This is a genomic window from Aristaeella hokkaidonensis (genome assembly GCF_018128945.1).
In the GTDB taxonomy this organism is placed as follows: Bacteria; Bacillota; Clostridia; order Christensenellales; family Aristaeellaceae; genus Aristaeella; species Aristaeella hokkaidonensis.
Genome location: NZ_CP068393.1, coordinates 308,214 through 326,299, shown reverse-complemented (window position 1 = coordinate 326,299; position 18,086 = coordinate 308,214). Strand labels below are relative to the sequence as shown.

Here is an 18,086-nt window from a genome sequence, read left to right as displayed (position 1 = left end):
GAAAACTTATTTCAATCTGTTCTTCATCCAGACGGAGATCAGATGGAAGTCTCTTGCTGTGGAAGCAAATAATCCGCCCTTGAAAGCGCCCACCAGCACCGACATCAGCACCGGTCCGCCAATCAGGCCGATGATGCCGCCGAAGCGCATACCCACAAACATGCCGATCAGGCTCTCCAGCGGGGTAATACCGATGGAATCAGACATCAGTTTCGGTTCCAGCACCCGGCGCAGCAGCTGCAGGCCCAGGGTCAGGAACAGGATCTGGAATCCCGCCGCCGTATTCCCCAGCAGGAACTGGATAACGCTCATAATAATATAGGGCACGCCGCTGCCGATCATCGGCACCAGTTCCATCACGCCGCAGAAGAGGGCCGTGATGCCCGCGTAGGAAAAACCGAAACAAGTCAGGTAAATCCATGACACAATCCCGACAATCAGGGCAAATGTGCCCTGGACCCGCAGGTAGCCGAACAGGCTTTTCACCGTGGAATTGGTCAGCTGGGTGGTCCGGCTGTCCTGCTTGCGGCGTTTTCCGCCCGGCAGGTAGCTGCGGATTTCCTCATATTCCTTGGCAATAAAGTACAACCCGATGGTCAGGAAGCTGATATAGATGATACTGTAAGGCATGGCTGTTGCCAGGTTGACAACAAAGGTGCCCACAGTCTGCGCAATACTGGTTCCCCATATGCTCAGGCGTTCCAGCAGTGTGGTCAGGGCATTCCGGATCCAGTCTGCCACTCCGGGATCTGTGGATTCCCCGATTTTTGTCAGCAGATTGCTCATCGCCAGCCGCATCGTGCTGATGCTCTCAGTCATCAGGTCTCCGGATTGACTGACGATTCCCGGTACATGACCAATTGCAAAGATCAGCAGCCAGATAATCAGTCCCAGGAAAAGGGCCAGCAGCAGGAGCACCGGAATCAGCGAAGCAGGGCTTCGTTTCAGTTTGATCCGTTTCTGCAGGAACCGGATCACCGGCTGCAGCGCGGCCGCTATCGGAACAGCGATAATAAAGGGAGACATCTTGTCCCACACTTCCGGCAGCACCCAGCGTATTACGGCAAACGCCGCGGCAACGCCCAGCAGACGCAGCAGCATCCGCTCAGCCGCTTTTCTTTCTTCGCTCATCCGATCACCGCCTTTCAGGCAAAAACTAAAGTATATTTTACCCCTGAAGGGCTGTATTTGTAAAGATAAAGGCCCTTATCTCAGTTCTTCCACAACGCCTGCGATATCCGCGTCTTCCGTCAGCGGCCGGACGTAGCCTTCCAGCAGTTTCGCCTTCTCGCTCAGTCCCCGGGAACGGGGATTCAGGAAAATCCGGCACTTTCCCCGGCCGTTCCGCGCCTCCTGGATCAGGTTCATGGCCGGCGCGTTGCCGTCAAAGGCCAGGAGCACGGAATTCATGCGTTTGAAGATCTCATAGGCAAAACTCTTGTACAAGCCCATTCCGGAGCTTTCAATGGAGATCCGTACTGATACGCCGGCCTCCTGCAGCCGTTTCTTCTCAGCCCGGCTGATCCGTGTAGGCACAATGGCAAAAATCCGGAACCGTCCCCGGTTCCTCGCGGCCAGGCGGCCCTCCAGCCCCGTCAGGCTGTGACCGATCACAAAGAAAGTCTTAGCCGGATCCAGGGTGTCCAGCAGCCGGTCAATCATCTGCTGATCCTCTTCCCGGATCACCGTCCGGTGCCCGCTGTGGTTAAAGCTGCCGCCCGCCACCACTACCGGGAACAGGCCTTCCGGCAGCGGCGCAATCAGTTCCTTCAGTTCTTCCGCCGCGTCAATCCGTCCGGATTCCTTCCACAGGTCCTGGGTGATCCGCGGCGTCTCCTCCAGCCTGCGCTGGTACCACTTTTCCGCGTCTCCGGCGCCGCAGTCCTCCCGGAACGCCGCCATCCGCTGTTCAAAGACCTGCCGGCTCCGCTGCAGGATCCGTTCATCCGCCCGGCGCATCTTCTTCAATTCTTCAAAGCTCAGCCCCAGCAGTTTTTCCAGGGAGAGCTCTTCATCAATGGAATCCGTTCCGTACAGGGCGCCGCCGTCGGTCCCCTGTACGCAGGCAATGCCCGCCCGCAGATACCGGCGGAGCGGATGGTTGTCCAGCCTGGAAAGGTTATTCAGCCGCACATTGGAAGTAATCTGGAATTCCAGCGTAACCCCCAGTTCCTTGATATCTTCCAGCAGTTTCCTTCCCCGGGCTGTCTTTAGGTCGCAGGTGTACAGACCGTGGCCGATCCGCAGGGCCGGCATCGGCTGTCCGGGCGCCAGCGCTTCCTTCACACAGTCAATACTGTTGGCCACGTTGTCCCGCAGGGAGTCGTTCTCGCCCGCGTGAATCCGGATCACAAAGCCTTCATGCTCTCCCGCAATCCGGACCAGTTCCCGGATCACCGCCCGCAGTTCCAGGATGCTGTTGATTTCTTCACCGATGATATCGCTTCCGGCCACGTAGGGATCCCCGGCAATCGCCCGGAGAATCTGCAGGTTGTCCGCCAGGTAGTCGTTCGGGGTAATCCGGTCCCGGATAATCGTCAGCGGGATTCGGCGGATACCGGCCAGGAACCGGAGCATCACCCCGGTTTCCCGGGTCACTGCCGGCATCACTTCATGGATTTCCCGCAGCCTTGCGGCGAACAGATCCCGGTTCAGCAGAGCCGTATCCGAAATTTCCGCGTACTCAATCCCCCTGCGGCGGTATTCGCGGGCGATCCAGAGCAGCAGGTCCTGGTACAGGGTGTTGCTTCCGAAACGTTCCGTTTCCCGGTCCCGGCGCATCTGTTCCGCGTATGCCAGCACTTCCCGGTCCGGGATCAGGGCCAGGTTGATCCCGCTGAAGGGATCCTCCGCGGGCAGTCCCTTGGTAAACACATAGCGGTACAGGTACACCTTTTCCAGGTCCGCGAACACCGCCTGTCCGTCCTTGGGGATGGTCAGGGAGTTCCGGATCCGGTCGATGTTGTACTGGGCGTCTGCCGGGTTGCCCAGGATCAGCTCCGCAAAATTGATAAAGGTATGGTCGTCAATCCGCCGGTCCCGGTACTTGCCGGTCAGGCCGGTTTCTCCCAGCTTTTTCTCCGTTTCAGCCCGGCGCTGTTCCAGCTTCGCCTTCTGAGTCGGATCACACTTGAGTCCCAGTTTTTTGATGTAGTAATAAGGATAGCGCAGCTGCCGCACGATGCCCAGGGCAATCAGCGCGTCCGGCGGCAGGTTGCCGTTCATATGCGTATGCAGATCCGTATGGAACTTGCACTCGCTGCGGATATAGGTTTTCACGATCGTCTTGGCCACCCCGAGCCGGTAGTCCCGGGTCTGGCTCATCAGGGTTTTTGAAATAGCAGGAATTGATGCCTTCATTTCCACCCTGCCGTCCGGGAAAATATTGGCGATCTTCGTGTTCCCCAGCCGCAGGATATACATCTTCCGGTTATCCCCGTCATAGTAACAGGGGATCTCATCCCGGATCACCTTCAGCCCCCGGTCATCCTCCTCCGTCTGCAGGCTGCACAGCCTGGCCAGGTTGGTGATCAGGTTGCCGGTATGGTGATTCGGCGTCCGGATGGTATAAAACAGGCGGTCTCCCTCCATGCAGAGGTCGACCGCAATATCCTTTTCTTTATCGAGATAGAACTGCTGAAAAAAGATCATGACCTTTCCTTTCCCGCTCTGCGCTCCTTCAGTTCCCTTTTGCCCACTATATCACGTTCCGGAAATGCGTTCAACCCCGTTGCGCTGCTGGACGCTCATCCCCGGATGTGGTACTATGACGTTGTTCCAGAGTGTTTCCCGCCGTTTCAGGCGGTTTGTATGATCCGGAGGTTTTCCATGAATTACGAAAGTCTTGACGAGGCGCTTCGCCCCCTTACATCCGACGCACTGCAGTCGGTCATTTTCAGCAATCCGCTTCCCTCCAGAACAAAATACCGGAAGATCCGGGCAGAGAGAAACGGAGAGGAATTCTTTGTCTCCTCCTTTACGGTCACCCAGGTTTTCCACGAGACCGTTCCCGCTGCTGATATCCTTTCCTTCTGCCTGAAAACGGCCGCGGAAACCTACCGCCAGCTGAACCTCTGGCTGAATGACGGCCGGGTCATGGAGATTCTCCTGTCCAAAAAGGGAAAGGCGCACGTCACTACCACCGCCTCTGTCCAGGCCACGCCCCTGGTCCGCTCCAAGGCACTTCCCAACCGGCAGAAAAACCACATCCTGCAGGAAGGCATGATCGTGCCTCCGCTGGTGGATATGGGCGTCCTGACCCCGGAAGGCAAGATCATCCGCTCACGGTATGACAAGTTCCGCCAGATCAACCGGTTCCTGGAAATCATCGACGATGAGTATAAGGACTACACCGCTGACAAGCCCCTCCGCGTCATCGACTTCGGCTGTGGCAAGGCTTACCTCACCTTTGTCCTCTACTACTATTTCACAGAGATCAGGCACCTGGCCGTGGACATCATCGGCCTGGACCTGAAAACGGACGTCATTGAGAAGTGCAACCAGGCTGCTCAGAAGTACGGCTACTCCTCCCTCCGGTTTGAGGTCGGCGACATCGCCGATTACTCCCCGGATGACGACGTAGATATGGTCATTACCCTTCATGCCTGTGATACCGCCACAGACTACGCCCTGTACAACGCGGTCAAATGGAACGCGAAGAAGATCTTCTCCGTTCCCTGCTGCCAGCATGAAATCAACAACACCATCACCTCTCAGAACCTGAACGTCCTCACACGCTACGGCATCATCAAGGAGCGCTTCTCCGCCCTGCTGACCGATGCTCTCCGGGCTGATATCCTGGAGTGCTGCGGCTACGAGACCCAGGTGCTGGAATTCATTGACCTGGAGCATACCCCCAAGAACATCATGCTCCGGGCAGTCCTCCGGCCCGGCGGTGCCAAGGCCTCCGCCAAGCGGAAGCAGGCCATGCTCCCGGAGATCGAATCCGCTCTGAAGGAATTCCAGGTCACCCCGACGCTCTGGTCTCTCATGAAAGAGGAAATCACTGGAGAAAAGCTCGTCTGACACATCCATCTGACATATACAAAAACAGAAGCGATCATCGATCGCTTCTGTTTTATTGTGAAATTCAGTCTAAACGATTTTTCTGTTTCGAATGAAAATGCCTGCTGTTTTCGTTCTATAGTTGGCAAACCTCAATATCGGGGAAGGAGATGAAACAATGAAATCAACAAAGATCAATGGTTTGTCCATCCTGAAACAGATGCTGATCATGAGCCTGTGCCTGATCATGCTGATTGGTTCAGCACTTGCTCAAAATGTAAATGTAAAAGAGTTTTACGAGGGAGACAATGATTATCTTTTCTTTGTCAATACACTTTCTGACGGGCGGCTGCTTTTCGGTGGATCAAAATGCCTGGACGAAAGCAAGGATATCACCAGGAAATGGCTGCTGTGCCTGAACCCGGACCGGACAGTAAACTGGGAATACATTACCCCGGAGGAAGAAGCCAGTACAGTATTCGCTGTGTCAGAGCGTCCGGATGGAACCATTGCAGTACTGTTTGATATAGGAGATGAAGACCACGAGGCACCGGAAGGCGCAAGAACCAAAATCAGGTATTTTACACAATCTGGTCAGGCAACCGGAAAAGAAACTGATCTTCCAGGAATCATACAGTCAAAAACCAATGATACCTCCTGTCTTGTGCAGATGTTCCTGCCGACAGAAGAGGATAATAAAACACGTTATATCATTACAGACTGGGACGGCAATCCGCTTGATGAAAACAATGAGATCCTGTCCGGAAAAAAGCTTTTTTGTGAAGAGATAAAAGGCGGCATCTTGCTCTATGATTCTGTTTCCGCCAAGGATGGCCGCGCACGAATAATCAAAAAAGAGAGGCTTGAAGGGAAACCGCTCTGGAATGTGACGCTTGATCCCATCTGGACAGACACTTCCGCCGTCAGGATCAATGAGATTGTCAATACAAAGGACGGCGGATGCGCTGCGCTTGTGTGTGAAGGCAAAGCCGGCGATTCAGACAGCATCGTATGGAAATATGCACTGTTAAAACTGGATACGGAAGGCAATGTTCAATGGACATATAAGGATGAAACTGAAAAGAAAAGTACCAATAGCAGGATAATGATTATCAACCGGAAAATTGTCCTGTATTCTGCGCCGGATCAGAAGGATGAGAAAAATATAAACACTCCGCGGGTTTTCCAGTGGTTTGACCTGGAGGGAAACCATCTGGGAAACAACAGGCTTTACCTGCAAAATATGCAATTCCCGGCCATGGTTCCCTATCTTACTCCGGAGAACGGCAATGATACGGTTCATGCTGTGATTACTGACTTTGAACTGCTTTCCAGCACTGAAGAACTCTGGGTTTTCGCAAACGCCTGTGCATGCAGCACCAGGGAAGACGGGACTGATGAAATCATAGCCGGTAGTGAAGATTATGTCTCAATCCAGATCAAGGAACCGCGATAAAACAGGCAGAAAGGGGATTTCCATGTCTGTCTGACAAAAAACAGAAGCGCTCATCGATCGCTTCTGTTTTTTATATTCATGCTTTATAAATCCGGATCATATCAATCGTTATCAGCAAAAACCGGAATCCCGTCCTCTGTATATTCCACCCTGCGCAGGAAGCAGTGCCTGTTCGGATCGCTGAGGGCGTCCCCGTGAAAGCCGGGATAAGGCCTGGCATGGAACACAATCAGGTCCCGGCCTTCCTCGTCCACGGTAAAGGAATTATGTCCCGGTCCGTATAAGCCGTTCTTTTCCTCGGTCACCATCACCGGAACCGGCGATTTGATCCACGCTTCCGGATCCAGCGGGTCTCCGCCCTCCTTCAGCGTCAGCAGGCCTACCGCATACCGCTCATCCGTAGCGCTTCCGGAATAGGTCAGGAACAACCGTCCGTTATGGATGAGGCAGGCAGGCCCTTCATTCACCAGGTATCCCTGGCACTCCCAGTCATACTCAGGTATGCTCAGTCTCACCGCCGGCAGCTTCAGTTCCAGCGCGTTTTTCATTTCCGCGATATACAGGTTGCTGTTGCCGGGAATCTCATAATCCCGCTGTGCCCAGATAAAATACCGTTTCCCGCCGTAGGATACCATAGTGGAATCCAGGGAAAAGCTCTCCCATCCGGTATCAATCCTTCCCTTCTCGGTAAAACCGCCGGAAAACGGATCTGCCTGATCATTTTCCAACGCATAGATCCTGTGATCATAAACGCCGGATTCATCCGCTCCCCGCCGGGCCGCGGCAAAGTACACATACCATTTTCCGTCCACAAAGTGCAGTTCCGGCGCCCAGATGTTGCAGCTCATCGGGCCTTTCTCATGCCGGGACCAGATAATCTTTTCCACGGCGTCGGGCAGTTCCTCCAGGGTTCTTGCCTTCCGCAGGATAATCCGGTCAAACTCCGGGGCAGAAGCCGTAAAGTAATACCAGCCGTCCTTGCGGATGATATAGGGATCCGCCCGTTGTTCAATAAACGGTTTCATCGGGAAGTTTCCTCCTCATGTATCGTTTCCTCGCCGAGCCAGATGCATTCGCCCTCCCCGCTGATGGCGGAAATGCTCATGACCCTGCCTCCCCGTTCATCGTCCGTCTGCCAGAGGGCCACCCCGTCATAACAGACGCCGTCCAGCGTCAGGTTTACCCGGCCGTCCTCCAGTGCGCAGCTTCCCCGGTCATCCAGCCTGCCGTCCTTCAGGGTGATTCTTTCGGAAACCTTCGGAGCCTTGTTGCTGTCGGTTTCATGCCGGATCAGGTTATAGGCTCCCTCCGGCAGTTCCGTCACCGGCTCAAAGGTCTCCCCCTGGTAACTCATCGGCATCACCAGCGGCCATCCGTCCGCGGACAGCATCATCGGCCGGATCTGCATGGCAAACCACCAGTCAGCCAGCTTCTGGGTCCGGGTATGATGGCACAGCCAGAGCCTTTCCCCGTCCACTGCAACGGAACAGTGACCGGGAGCTTTGATTCCGAGAGAAGTGCCGTTGTCATGCTGCAGCTGATAGCCGCCCATCAGTTTAACGCCGATCCGGCTTTCATTCGCCGCCACAAGATCCGTCATCTGCCGCCCGTTGGCGTCCAGATACGGACCTTCGATGGTCCGCGAGCGGCCTACCCGGATGTTGTAGTCCTCCAGCAGCGAGCCGTAGGAAACGAAAAGATAATAGTATTCTGTCTGCGGCAGCCAGATCAGATAGCTGCCCTCTGCCCTGCAGCCACGGAAACCGGCGATCCGCACCGGTTCGCCTTCCGCGAACCCATTCTCATCAAGCGCGGTCAGCCAGATGCCGCCGAAGAAGCTGCCCCAGGTCATGTACTGTTTTCCTGATGGATCTGTAAAAATGCAGGGATCAATCGCGTTCGGTTTTGCCGAAGCGCCGGCGTCGCTGCGGATCACAATCCCTTTATCCTCCCAGGGACCCGTCAGGCTGCCGGATACCGCCATGCCGATCACAGAGCGGCTGGAGCCAAAGGTGGACGCGCTGTAATACATCCGCCACTGATCTCCGACCTTCACCACGTCGGGAGCCCAGAGACCGTCATGTTTCGACGGATTCAGCCTGGCGGCCGCAATCTCTTCGGCGCAGGTTGTTTCATAGTCGTCGAAAGCGGCCCCAAGGTATTCCCAGTGAGTCAGGTCATCCGAAACCCGCACCTGGACGCCGCAGCGGTGAATATCTCCTGCGCTGGCGTCAGTGGAGAAGACATACCATCTTCCGTCATCCCCGCGAACCAGGGAGGGATCATGTGTGTTGACAGCGCCCCAGTCTTCCGGCCGGTTAATCAGTCCGGTGTTTCCCAGGTCACTGAAAGACGCCGCCCGGCCAGGCGCAGGAACGGCCAGGATCAACGCCGCAAGCAGCATAAGAAAGATTTTCAATGCTGACGCTCCTTTGGAAAAGATTATTCCTTGACTGCGGCAAACATCATGGATTCGATAATCCACCGCTGGAAGAAACCGTAGATAATCAGCACAGGCACAATCAGCATAACGCTGCCGGCCATAATCCGCGGCACATGGTTGTTGATGGCATACTGCTCGTTGAATTTGGCGATCATCACGGTAACAGGCTGCCAGGAAGGATTCTTGATAAACAGCGTCGGCGCAAGGTAGTCATTCCAGGCTGCGATGAACCAGAGAACGCCATGCGCGCTCAGCGCCGGAATTGTCAAAGGCAGGATGATCTTCCAGTAAATCCGCAGATGGGAGCAGCCGTCAATCTTCGCGGCTTCCACCAGGGAGTCAGAGATTCCGTAAAGGAATTGACGCAGGAAGAAAATCATCATTACATTGCCGGTCAACTTTGGCAGAATCAGGGGCCAGGGGGACTGAAGCAGATTGACCCTGAAAATCCAGAACTGACCGCTGAACAGCACATACTGGGGAACCATGATCGACGGGAACGGGATCATGATGGAGCCCAGCAGGAAAAGGAACAAAGCGTTCCGGCCCTTATACCGGATCTTGGCGAAGGAATAGGCCGCGGCTACGGATACCAGTGATCCGATAATCACCGGCGGAATCGAATACAGGGCTGTATTCAGGAAGCCGCGGAGCAGATCGATTTCGCCCCAGATCTGGGTATAGCTTTCCGTTGTCCATACCTGCGGCAGCAGGCCGCCGATATAAACATGCAGTTTCGGTTTGAATGAGGTGAAAACCATCCATACAAAGGGATAAAGCATCAGTACGGATCCTGCCAGCAGCAGGGCAAAAATGACAATGTCAACAATCCGTTTTCTTGTTTTCATCTCACTTATCCCCCTTTCCGTTCAGTTTGAACTGGATCAGGGTCAGGATGAACACGATGACCGCCAGGAAGACAGCCACAGCACTGCCGTAGCCCGCCTTGGAATTGACAAACGTCCGGTCATACAGATGGATCACCGTGGTAAAGGTGGAATTGTTCGGTCCGTTGCCGGAGAACATCAGCCGCGGTTCCACATACATCTGGGATCCGCCGATAACCCCGGTCACAATCAGGTAGAAGGTTACAGGCATCAGCAGCGGCAGCGTAATCTTCCGAAAGGTCTGCCACCAGTTGGCGCCGTCCACCTGCGCCGCTTCGTAATAGGAACGGGAAATACCCTGCATCCCCGCAATATACAGGATGATGGAACTTCCCAGGCCTTTCCAGATCGCCATGATCATGATCACCCACTTGGTATAGCCGGCATGGCTCATCCAGTTGGGCGGATCGGAAACGCCCAGCGCCCGGAGTCCTTCGTTGATGATTCCTACGTCTGAGTTAAAGATCTGCTGGAAGACGAAGGTAATGGCCACCACGCTGGAAATCACAGGCACATAGTAAACCACGCGGAAGACCTTCTCATAGTGCGTTCCCCGGTTCATGGCGTAAGCCAGCAGGAGGGAAATCGCCAGGCCGATCGGAATGCCGATCATGTAGTAAAAGGTGTTCCCCAGGCTCTGCCAGAAGAGCTTGTTATTGAACATGTCAACATAGTTCTTCAGGCCCACGTTCTTTGCTTTTTCAATTGCCTGTCCCATGGGCCAGGAAGTAAAACTGGCATACACGGACATACCGAAGGGGATCAGGACAAAAATCAGCATACCGATCAGCGGGATCGTGATCATGCCATATCCCCAGAGGGCATCTTTCTGCCGGTAGTTCAGACCTCGCCGGCGCAGATCCGGTGCCGCCACAGTTGTTCCTGCAGTCCGCTGCATGTTTCCGCTTCCTTTCATGAATGGTCTTCAGCCTTCCGCCGCTGTTGTCAGAACAAGAAGGGAAGGAGGAGGGGAATCCCTCCTCCTTCGAATTAAAAAGGAGTTACTCCGTCAGTGGTCAGGGTTTCATGGCTTCCATATCGTCGATGGCGTCATTCAACAGCTGCTGCGCGTTGTCCTGGATGGATTCGCAGTAGGTGCGCACGTCCATGGGAGTCACGCCCAGGTCGCTCTTCTCATAGAAGCTCCAGACGCTCGTCAGGCCGGTGTTGAAGCCTTCGGTCAGCCACAGGTCGTTCCAGGTCATGGAAGACACTTCGCGGTGGCCGTTCTGGCCTTCCAGCATCTTCACAAACACCACACGGGTTTCCGGGAAGTAGCTGTCATCGGTCAGGTATTCGCCTTCAGCCATTTCCATCAGGTTCGGCAGCTGGCCGCCCTTCTTGGCCAGGAAGCGCTGCACTTCGGGATCCGCGCTCATGGCATAGGCGAACTTCGCGGCCAGTTCCGGATACTTGGACTGGGCGCTGATGCAGAAGCCGACGGAATCCAGACGGCCAACCCACTTGTCCTGCCGTTCTTCGATGGACAGGGAAGCGTATTCGTCGCTGATGGGCCAGGGAGCCACGTCAAAGTCGAACCAGCTCTTGCCGGGGTTCACGGCTTCATCTTCCTCGATCGCCTGGAAGGCGCCCACGTCCCACGTTCCGCAGGGGAAGAAGGCGCAGCGGCCTGCCAGGAACTTCAGGTAACCGGAGGTTTCGTCGGTGGAGGAGCCGGAGCCGCCCACTTCAACGATCTTCATGAAGCCTTCATAGCCTTCGATGAACTTATCCGTGTTGAACAGCACTTCCGTGCAGTCCTCGTTCAGGTAATCTCCGCCGGCGCCCCAGATAAAGGGCTTCAGGCAGAAGTCTTCCCACAGGTGGGTGCCGTAAACCTGCTTGGAACCGGCGGTCTCGGGCAGGGTTTCGTCTTCAAAGGTGCAGATCTTGCACAGGTTGGCAAACTCGGTGAAGGTATAAACCGGCAGGTTGCCGTTTTCATCGATTTCAGGATAGAAAGGCAGGATACCGTCTGCAATCGCCTGCTTGATCTCAGCGTCGCGCTTGCGGATGATCGCCTTGTTCACGGTCATGGAAACAGCGGAGAAGTCCTTGGGGAGGCCGTAGATCTTGCCTTCGCCCAGCTTGTTGGACTCTTCGTCATACTTGTACAGGTTCAGCGCTTCGGGCCAGATATTGCCCAGCGTGCTCACGTCCAGGTAATCGTCCAGGGCGGCCACAGCGCCGGTCCAGACGCGCTTGCGAACGTCGCCAACGCCCAGGTAGAAGACGTCAGGGGCATTGCCCGCGGTCAGGGATGCTTCGAGTTCGGGCCAGTACTGGTCGCCGGAAACCCGGAAGTCCACGATGCAGTTGTTTTCTTCTTCAAACTGCTTGATCACTTCTTCATACATGGCCTTCTCGTGTTCCTGGGCAAAGGTGTTCACGACGATGGTGGGTTTGTCTTCCGCAACCGCAAATACGGTCCACAGGGTGGACAGCAGGCATACGGTCAGCAGCACAGCCAACAGTTTCTTCATGGGTTCTTCCTCCTTTTATTTCTGAAGAGCATTTCGCGCTCATCATTCCTCTGTTTTACATTAACGTTAATGTTGTGCGACGTTTTGATACCAACTTGTTCCCTCATGTAGTTTATGGGAAATATTAACGTTAACATTATCGTTAATGTTGTTCGGTGATGACAATATAACACTGGTTTTATTCCTCTGTCAAGCCCTCAATTTTTGATTTTTTAAAAAATGTATGGTAGGATGTGTTCATCATCTTGGAAATGGAAGTGCAGCATACATGGCCAGGGACAACAGCCGGGTAACCCTGCAGGATATCGCGAAAGCTACGGGCTTTACTGTCAACACCGTATCCCGTGCCCTGAAGAATAAGGAAGATATCAGCCGGGACACCTGCCTGCATATCCAGAACGTCGCCCGGGAAATGGGATACGTCCGCAATTATATTGCCAGTTCCCTCCGTTCCGGCCGGACAAAAACCATTGCCATGATTGCCGGTTCCATGATGAACCCCTTCTACGCTGTCCTGGGTGACCTGATCCAGCAGGAAGCCGTTCGTCTCGGATACAGCCTGATGATCCTGGGCTCCCGTGACGACCCGGAAACCGAGAGCCGCATGGTGGAAATGGCTTTGTCCCGTCAGGTGGATGGCGTACTGATCACCCCCTGTGCCATTGACTCCCCCGCCCTGGAACTGCTTCGTTCCTCCGGGATTCCCTTTGTCCTGCTCAGCCGTTTCCTGACAGGCGCTCAGGATGACTGCGTCATCTGTGACGATGCCCAGGGCGGCCGCCTGGCCGCAAGCCATCTGATTGAGCACGGGCACAAAAACCTGGCCATGATCTCCTTCCGCCACGTGATTTTTTCCTCCCAGAAGCGCTTTGAAGGCTTCCAGCAGGCCTGCCTGGATGCCGGTATCCCGGAAGGAAACATTCACTACGCGGAGCCTGAAAACAGGGAAGAAGTGCTTCGTCAGCTGCAGACCTGGCAGGAGGAAGGTGTCACCGGTCTCTTCTCCTTCTGCGATGTGGAAGCCTGGAGTATCATTACCATGATGGAAAACGCGGGGCTGAACCGCAGCTTCGGCATTATCGGCTTTGACAACATCATGCGGTATATCAACTTCCCCAAACCAATCTGCACTATCGATCCTAATCTGCGGGAAGAGGCGGAGACCGCTATTGATCTGCTCCGGAAAAGGATCCATGATCCTTCCCTTCCGCCCCAGCAGGTTGTCCTCCCCGTCTCCCTGGTCTGCCGCGGCAGCTGCTGAGAATTTCCCCTTGCATATCAAAAGGACCGTCCGAATGATCGGACGGTCCTTTTCACATCTATGAATTATTCCGCAACGCCCAGAAGCATCCGGTCGTTGTCCAGCGCCCGGCCGCTCAGCTGGCGGAACTTGTCCGTCAGGTCGCTGATCGTCAGGCTGGCCCGTTCTTCGCCGGTCACGTCGTAGATCACCCGGCCCCGGTCCATCATCAGGGTTCGGTTGCCCAGGTCCAGGGCGGACTGCATGTTATGCGTGATCATCAGGCAGGTGATATGGTTTTCTTCCACAATGCTCTGTGTCAGCGCCAGCACTTTTTCCGCCGTGCCGGGATCCAGGGCCGCCGTATGCTCGTCCAGCAGTAGTACTTTCGGCACATGATAGGTCGCCATCAGCAGCGTCAGCGCCTGGCGCTGTCCGCCGGAGAGCAGGCCCACCGGCTGCCGCATCCGGTCTTCCAGACCCATACCCAGCAGGCTCAGCCGGTCCCGGAAGGATTTCTTGTCCGCCGCGGAAACCCGGGAAAGCCAGCCGCCGTTGCCGGCTGCCAGCGCCAGGTTCTCCTCAATGCTCATATCCGGTGCGCTGCCCCGCATGGGATCCTGGAACAGCCGGCCGATCTGCCTGGCCCGCTGGTGTTCCGGCACCATGGTCACGTTCTTTCCGCCCAGGTAGATTGATCCGGAATCCAGCACAAAACTGCCGCAGATTGCGTTGAACAGGGTGGATTTCCCGGCGCCGTTCGCGCCGATGATGCTGACAAAGTCGCCGTCCTCAATCTTCAGGGAGACGTCGATCAGCGCCTTCTTCTCATCCGGTGTCCCGGCATGGAAGGTTTTGCAGACATTCTTCAGTTCCAGCATCAGGCACTCCTCCCTTCCCGGGAAGCCTTCCACCGGCGGATCATCAGCGGAAGCTGCTTCCGCAGATAGGGGCCGGAGATGGCCAGCACCACGATAATGGAGGATACCGCCTTGAGCATAAAGGCCGGCATATTGAACCGCAGGGCCAGTGCGTATACGATCCGGAAGATCACCGCGCCCAGCACCGTGCCCACAGCCCGCAGCGGAATCGGCTTGTGCTTCGCGACAAATACGCCGCCGATCAGCAGGCTGGCCAGGGCCACCGTCACCATGCCGGAGCCCATGTTGATATCAAAGCTCTTCGCCTGCTGCGCCATGAGGCAGCCGCTCAGCCCGGTAAACGCGTTGGAGATGCACAGGCCGACGGTGGTTGTGAACGTGGGGTTGATGGACGAGGAGCGTACCATGTCCGCATTGCTTCCCGTGGCACGGATCGCCAGGCCCAGCTTCGTCTTCAGGAAGAAGCACAGGAAAACGATCACCAGCGCCACCACGATGAGCATCACAATCAGCGTGCTCTGACCCGCCAGGGGCGTATCCTTCAGCAGGTTCTTCGCCATGGAGAAGATCGTGGTGGTCTTGTTCATGCTCAGGGTCGCCTTGTTGCCGGTCAGCGCCATGTTCACGGAATACAGGGCCGTATTGACCACAATACCCGCCAGCAGGCTCTGCACGCCCATCCGGGTCTGCAGGGTCGCCGTCACAAAGCCGGAAATCATACCGGCCAGCATGGCCGCCGGCAGGGACAGCCAGGGATAGCCGGCAATCGCCACCAGTGCGCCAACAGCGGCGCCCAGGGTATAACACCCATCCGTGGACAGGTCGCAAACGTTCAGCATGGAATAGCTCAGGAACAGGCTCAGCACCGTCAGGGAGTTGATCAGTCCCAGTTCCATTGCCGTCTGGCCCAGTGCCAGGATTTTATCAATCGTCATAATTCACAGTCTCTGATCAAAATACTTGTGCGGAGGGAAGAATCCTTCCCTCCGCTGTGTTTCTAATTGCAATAACAGGAGAGTCTTATTCGAAAGCTTCCGCGGTGGCGATTTCCTGAACCTTTGTGCAGTAAGGAGCGAAAGCATCCTTGATCGCTTCAAAGTCGAAGCCGATTGCCGCGCAGGTTTCGGTGTTCACGGTGGCAGTACCGTTGTCGAAGGTCGCCACAGGAGTCTCGGCAGGATTTGCGCCGTCTACCAGGATCGCGGCGATCATGTCGCCGGTCACGCGGCCCAGGTTGGCATAGTCCACGCCGTAGCCCAGGAAAGCGCCGTTCAGGGCGAAGGAGTCAGCACCGGTGTAGTGCGGGATCTTCGCTTCGGCCAGGATTTCATAGATGGACAGTTCCGCAGCCATGATCGTGTTGTCCGTGGGGGTGAAGACAGCGTCCATTCCATCGCTCACGATGGCTTCCGCAGCCTGCATGACTTCGGTCACATTGGCGCCGGTGTATTCCTTCACTTCCACACCCTTTTCGGTCAGGATCTCTTTTGCTGCCGCAACGGGAGCGGCGGAAGCGTCTTCAGAGGGGTTGTACAGCAGCGCGACCTTCTTAGCGTCCGGATTGGCCGCAAAGATCAGGTTCAGCACAGCGGCGGTGTCCAGGTAGTCGGAGGTGCCGGTGATGTTGGCGCCGGGCTTTTCCAGGCTGTCAACCAGTCCTACTCCCAGCGGATCGGACACGGCGGCAAACACCACCGGAATCTGGTTGTCCGCGGTCATGCCCTGCATGCCGATTGCCACGGGCGTCGCGACGCCCACCATCAGGTCCACTTCATCAGCGATGAAGTTTGCAACGATCTGCTGCATAACGCTGGTGTCCAGGTTGCAGTTGTCTTCAGCGATTTCAAAGGTCACGCCCTTTTCCTGTTCGATCTCGGCCAGCCGTTCACGGATGTTGGCGATGATCTGGTTCAGGCTCGCGTCGTCCACGAAGTTGCAGATGCCAACCTTGAAGCTTGTCTTTTCTTCAGCGGAAACCAGGGAAACCATGGAGAATACCATCATCAGGGAGAGTACCAGTGCCAGTGCCTTTTTCATTGTTTTGTCCTTCCTTTCATCTGTGGATGTATGAAATTCAGGGGGGGGATTGAGCCGGAAACAAAAAACCTCAGCACACAGGATCTCTGTGTACTGAGGCGATTACTTCGCGGTGCCACTCAGTTTGACTCTCCCCGGAGGGAATGCCATCTCATTCATCACGTACCCCTGATACGTGCCGCCCTGATAACGGGTGCGTCCCCCGTCGTTTCCTACTCATTGCTTTTCGGAACGCCCTCAGGAGCCCATTCACATCCTCCGCACGCGCCGCCGTTCCACTATCGGCAGCTCCCTGTACCGTGCCGCGGGGTTGCTACTATTCTCCTTCAATGGTTTATGTGAAGGTTACTCTTTCTCCGGTCATCTGTCAAGAGTGCAGATTGTTTTTACCCTGTATTATGAATACCGTACTTATTCAGCCCGGTGATCGAACACGCGCTGGGTCTTCTTTTCGGAACGCGGGAGCGTATTCAGGGCAATCACGGCCACCTTCGGCGTCACATTCAGTCTGGACTTGAACAGCTGTTTGATCTTCTCCCCTGTCGCTGTGAAGTCCACCCGGCCTTCCGCTTCCACGGTCACCATGATGATATCCCGGTTGAAATTGTCGTCATGGGCGATGTCGATCTTATACTCGCTGGAGACGCCGTCCACCATGCCGAGCACTTCCTCTACCTGGCTCGGGAACATGTTGACGCCGTGCACCTTGAACATGTCATCGCTTCTGCCCTTGATGATATCAAGCCGCGGATAGGTCCGGCCGCAGCGGCATTCGCCGGGCAGGATCCTGGACAGGTCGTGTGTACGGAAACGGATCAGCGGAGCGCCTTCCTTGACCAGGGTTGTGATGACGATCTCGCCCTCTTCTCCGTCCGGAAGCACTTTGCCCGTCGCCGGGTCAATGATCTCCGTGTACAGGTAATCGTCAAAGATATGCATGCCGGTTTCACCCGGACAGTTGATGCCGATACCGGGGCCGTAGATCTCCGTCAGGCCGTAGATATCATACAGTTCGATGCCCAGTGCTTCGGCAATATACTTCCGCTTGGCTTCGCTCCAGCGCTCAGAGCCGATAACGCCTTTCTTCAGCTTGATCTTGTCCTTCAGGCCGCGCTTGTTGATTTCTTCCGCCAGCAGCAGCGCATAGGAAGAAGTGGCGCAGATCACGGTGCTCTCCAGGTCGATCATCATCTGCAGCTGCTTGTCGGTGTTGCCGGGGCCCATCGGGATCGCCATAGCGCCCAGCTTTTCACAGCCGGCCTGGAATCCGATACCGGCCGTCCACAGGCCGTACCCGGGGGTAATCTGGATCCGGTCCTTGGGGGTAATCCCGGCAATCTCGTAGCACCGGGCAAACATGGTGGCCCAGTCATCCACGTCCTTCGCGGTATAGGGAATAATCACCGGCTTGCCGGTCGTACCCGAGGAGGAGTGAATCCGCACGACCTGTTCATCCGGAACAGCCTGGATTCCCAGCGGATACGCGTTGCGCAGGTCCGCCTTATCGGTAAATGGGATCTTTTCAAACTCTTCAGCGGTGCTCACGCCGGTGATACCGGCTTTTTTATACACTTCGCTGTAATAGTTTCCGCTGGCAAGAATACGCTTGATCTGCTTGTCCGCAAGGGCCAGCTGGGTCTCGTTGATTCTCATGG

At 55.7% G+C, this 18,086-nt stretch carries 14 protein-coding genes; 3 read left to right on the top strand and 11 right to left on the bottom strand.

What is annotated here, in order from left to right:
* Positions 1-6: 6 nt before the first annotated feature.
* Both JYE49_RS01455 and JYE49_RS01450 read right to left on the bottom strand, forming a co-directional pair.
* Complete coding sequence (locus tag JYE49_RS01455; protein WP_093956521.1) at positions 7-1,131, bottom strand: AI-2E family transporter; 1,125 nt, start codon at positions 1,129-1,131, stop codon at positions 7-9.
* 75 nt (positions 1,132-1,206) lie between these two features.
* Positions 1,207-3,651 (bottom strand): amidohydrolase family protein, encoded by a 2,445-nt coding sequence (locus JYE49_RS01450; protein ID WP_093956522.1) that lies wholly within the window; start codon positions 3,649-3,651, stop codon positions 1,207-1,209.
* Between the two features lie 177 nt (positions 3,652-3,828).
* Between JYE49_RS01450 and JYE49_RS01445 the strand changes: the two genes are divergently transcribed.
* Together JYE49_RS01445 and JYE49_RS01440 are read left to right on the top strand one after the other, a co-directional pair.
* Positions 3,829-5,025, top strand: coding sequence for a class I SAM-dependent methyltransferase (locus JYE49_RS01445; RefSeq protein ID WP_093956523.1), 1,197 nt, complete (start codon positions 3,829-3,831; stop codon positions 5,023-5,025).
* Between the two features lie 157 nt (positions 5,026-5,182).
* Positions 5,183-6,460: a hypothetical protein gene (locus JYE49_RS01440; RefSeq protein WP_093956524.1), complete on the top strand. Its 1,278-nt coding sequence runs from the start codon at positions 5,183-5,185 to the stop codon at positions 6,458-6,460.
* 101 nt (positions 6,461-6,561) lie between these two features.
* Here JYE49_RS01440 and JYE49_RS01435 read toward each other — a convergent pair whose 3' ends face one another.
* From JYE49_RS01435 to JYE49_RS01415, 5 genes are all read right to left on the bottom strand, one after another.
* Entirely contained in the window at positions 6,562-7,485 is a 924-nt protein-coding gene (locus JYE49_RS01435; protein ID WP_093956525.1) for a glycoside hydrolase family 43 protein, read from the bottom strand.
* Positions 7,482-8,879 (bottom strand): arabinan endo-1,5-alpha-L-arabinosidase, encoded by a 1,398-nt coding sequence (locus tag JYE49_RS01430; protein WP_093956526.1) that lies wholly within the window; start codon positions 8,877-8,879, stop codon positions 7,482-7,484. Before JYE49_RS01430 ends, JYE49_RS01435 begins: the two co-directional genes overlap by 4 nt.
* Positions 8,880-8,902: 23 nt before the next feature.
* Positions 8,903-9,751 (bottom strand): carbohydrate ABC transporter permease, encoded by an 849-nt coding sequence (locus tag JYE49_RS01425; protein WP_093956527.1) that lies wholly within the window; start codon positions 9,749-9,751, stop codon positions 8,903-8,905.
* 1 nt (position 9,752) lies between these two features.
* Positions 9,753-10,688, bottom strand: a complete 936-nt coding sequence (locus JYE49_RS01420; protein ID WP_093956903.1) for a carbohydrate ABC transporter permease — start codon at positions 10,686-10,688, stop codon at positions 9,753-9,755.
* 118 nt (positions 10,689-10,806) lie between these two features.
* Entirely contained in the window at positions 10,807-12,273 is a 1,467-nt protein-coding gene (locus JYE49_RS01415) for an ABC transporter substrate-binding protein (protein ID WP_093956528.1), read from the bottom strand.
* Between the two features lie 268 nt (positions 12,274-12,541).
* Between JYE49_RS01415 and JYE49_RS01410 the strand changes: the two genes are divergently transcribed.
* Positions 12,542-13,534, top strand: coding sequence for a LacI family DNA-binding transcriptional regulator (locus tag JYE49_RS01410; RefSeq protein WP_179217253.1), 993 nt, complete (start codon positions 12,542-12,544; stop codon positions 13,532-13,534).
* A 65-nt stretch (positions 13,535-13,599) separates the two neighbouring features.
* Here JYE49_RS01410 and JYE49_RS01405 read toward each other — a convergent pair whose 3' ends face one another.
* The 4 genes from JYE49_RS01405 to JYE49_RS01390 all read right to left on the bottom strand — a co-directional run bounded on the left by JYE49_RS01405 (position 13,600) and on the right by JYE49_RS01390 (position 18,084).
* Positions 13,600-14,394 (bottom strand): ABC transporter ATP-binding protein, encoded by a 795-nt coding sequence (locus JYE49_RS01405; protein WP_093956530.1) that lies wholly within the window; start codon positions 14,392-14,394, stop codon positions 13,600-13,602.
* Complete coding sequence (locus JYE49_RS01400; RefSeq protein ID WP_093956531.1) at positions 14,394-15,329, bottom strand: ABC transporter permease; 936 nt, start codon at positions 15,327-15,329, stop codon at positions 14,394-14,396. Before JYE49_RS01400 ends, JYE49_RS01405 begins: the two co-directional genes overlap by 1 nt.
* 85 nt (positions 15,330-15,414) lie before the next feature.
* Entirely contained in the window at positions 15,415-16,431 is a 1,017-nt protein-coding gene (locus JYE49_RS01395) for an ABC transporter substrate-binding protein (protein WP_093956532.1), read from the bottom strand.
* Between the two features lie 411 nt (positions 16,432-16,842).
* Positions 16,843-18,084 (bottom strand): phenylacetate--CoA ligase family protein, encoded by a 1,242-nt coding sequence (locus JYE49_RS01390; RefSeq protein WP_093956533.1) that lies wholly within the window; start codon positions 18,082-18,084, stop codon positions 16,843-16,845.
* Positions 18,085-18,086 lie beyond the last annotated feature (2 nt).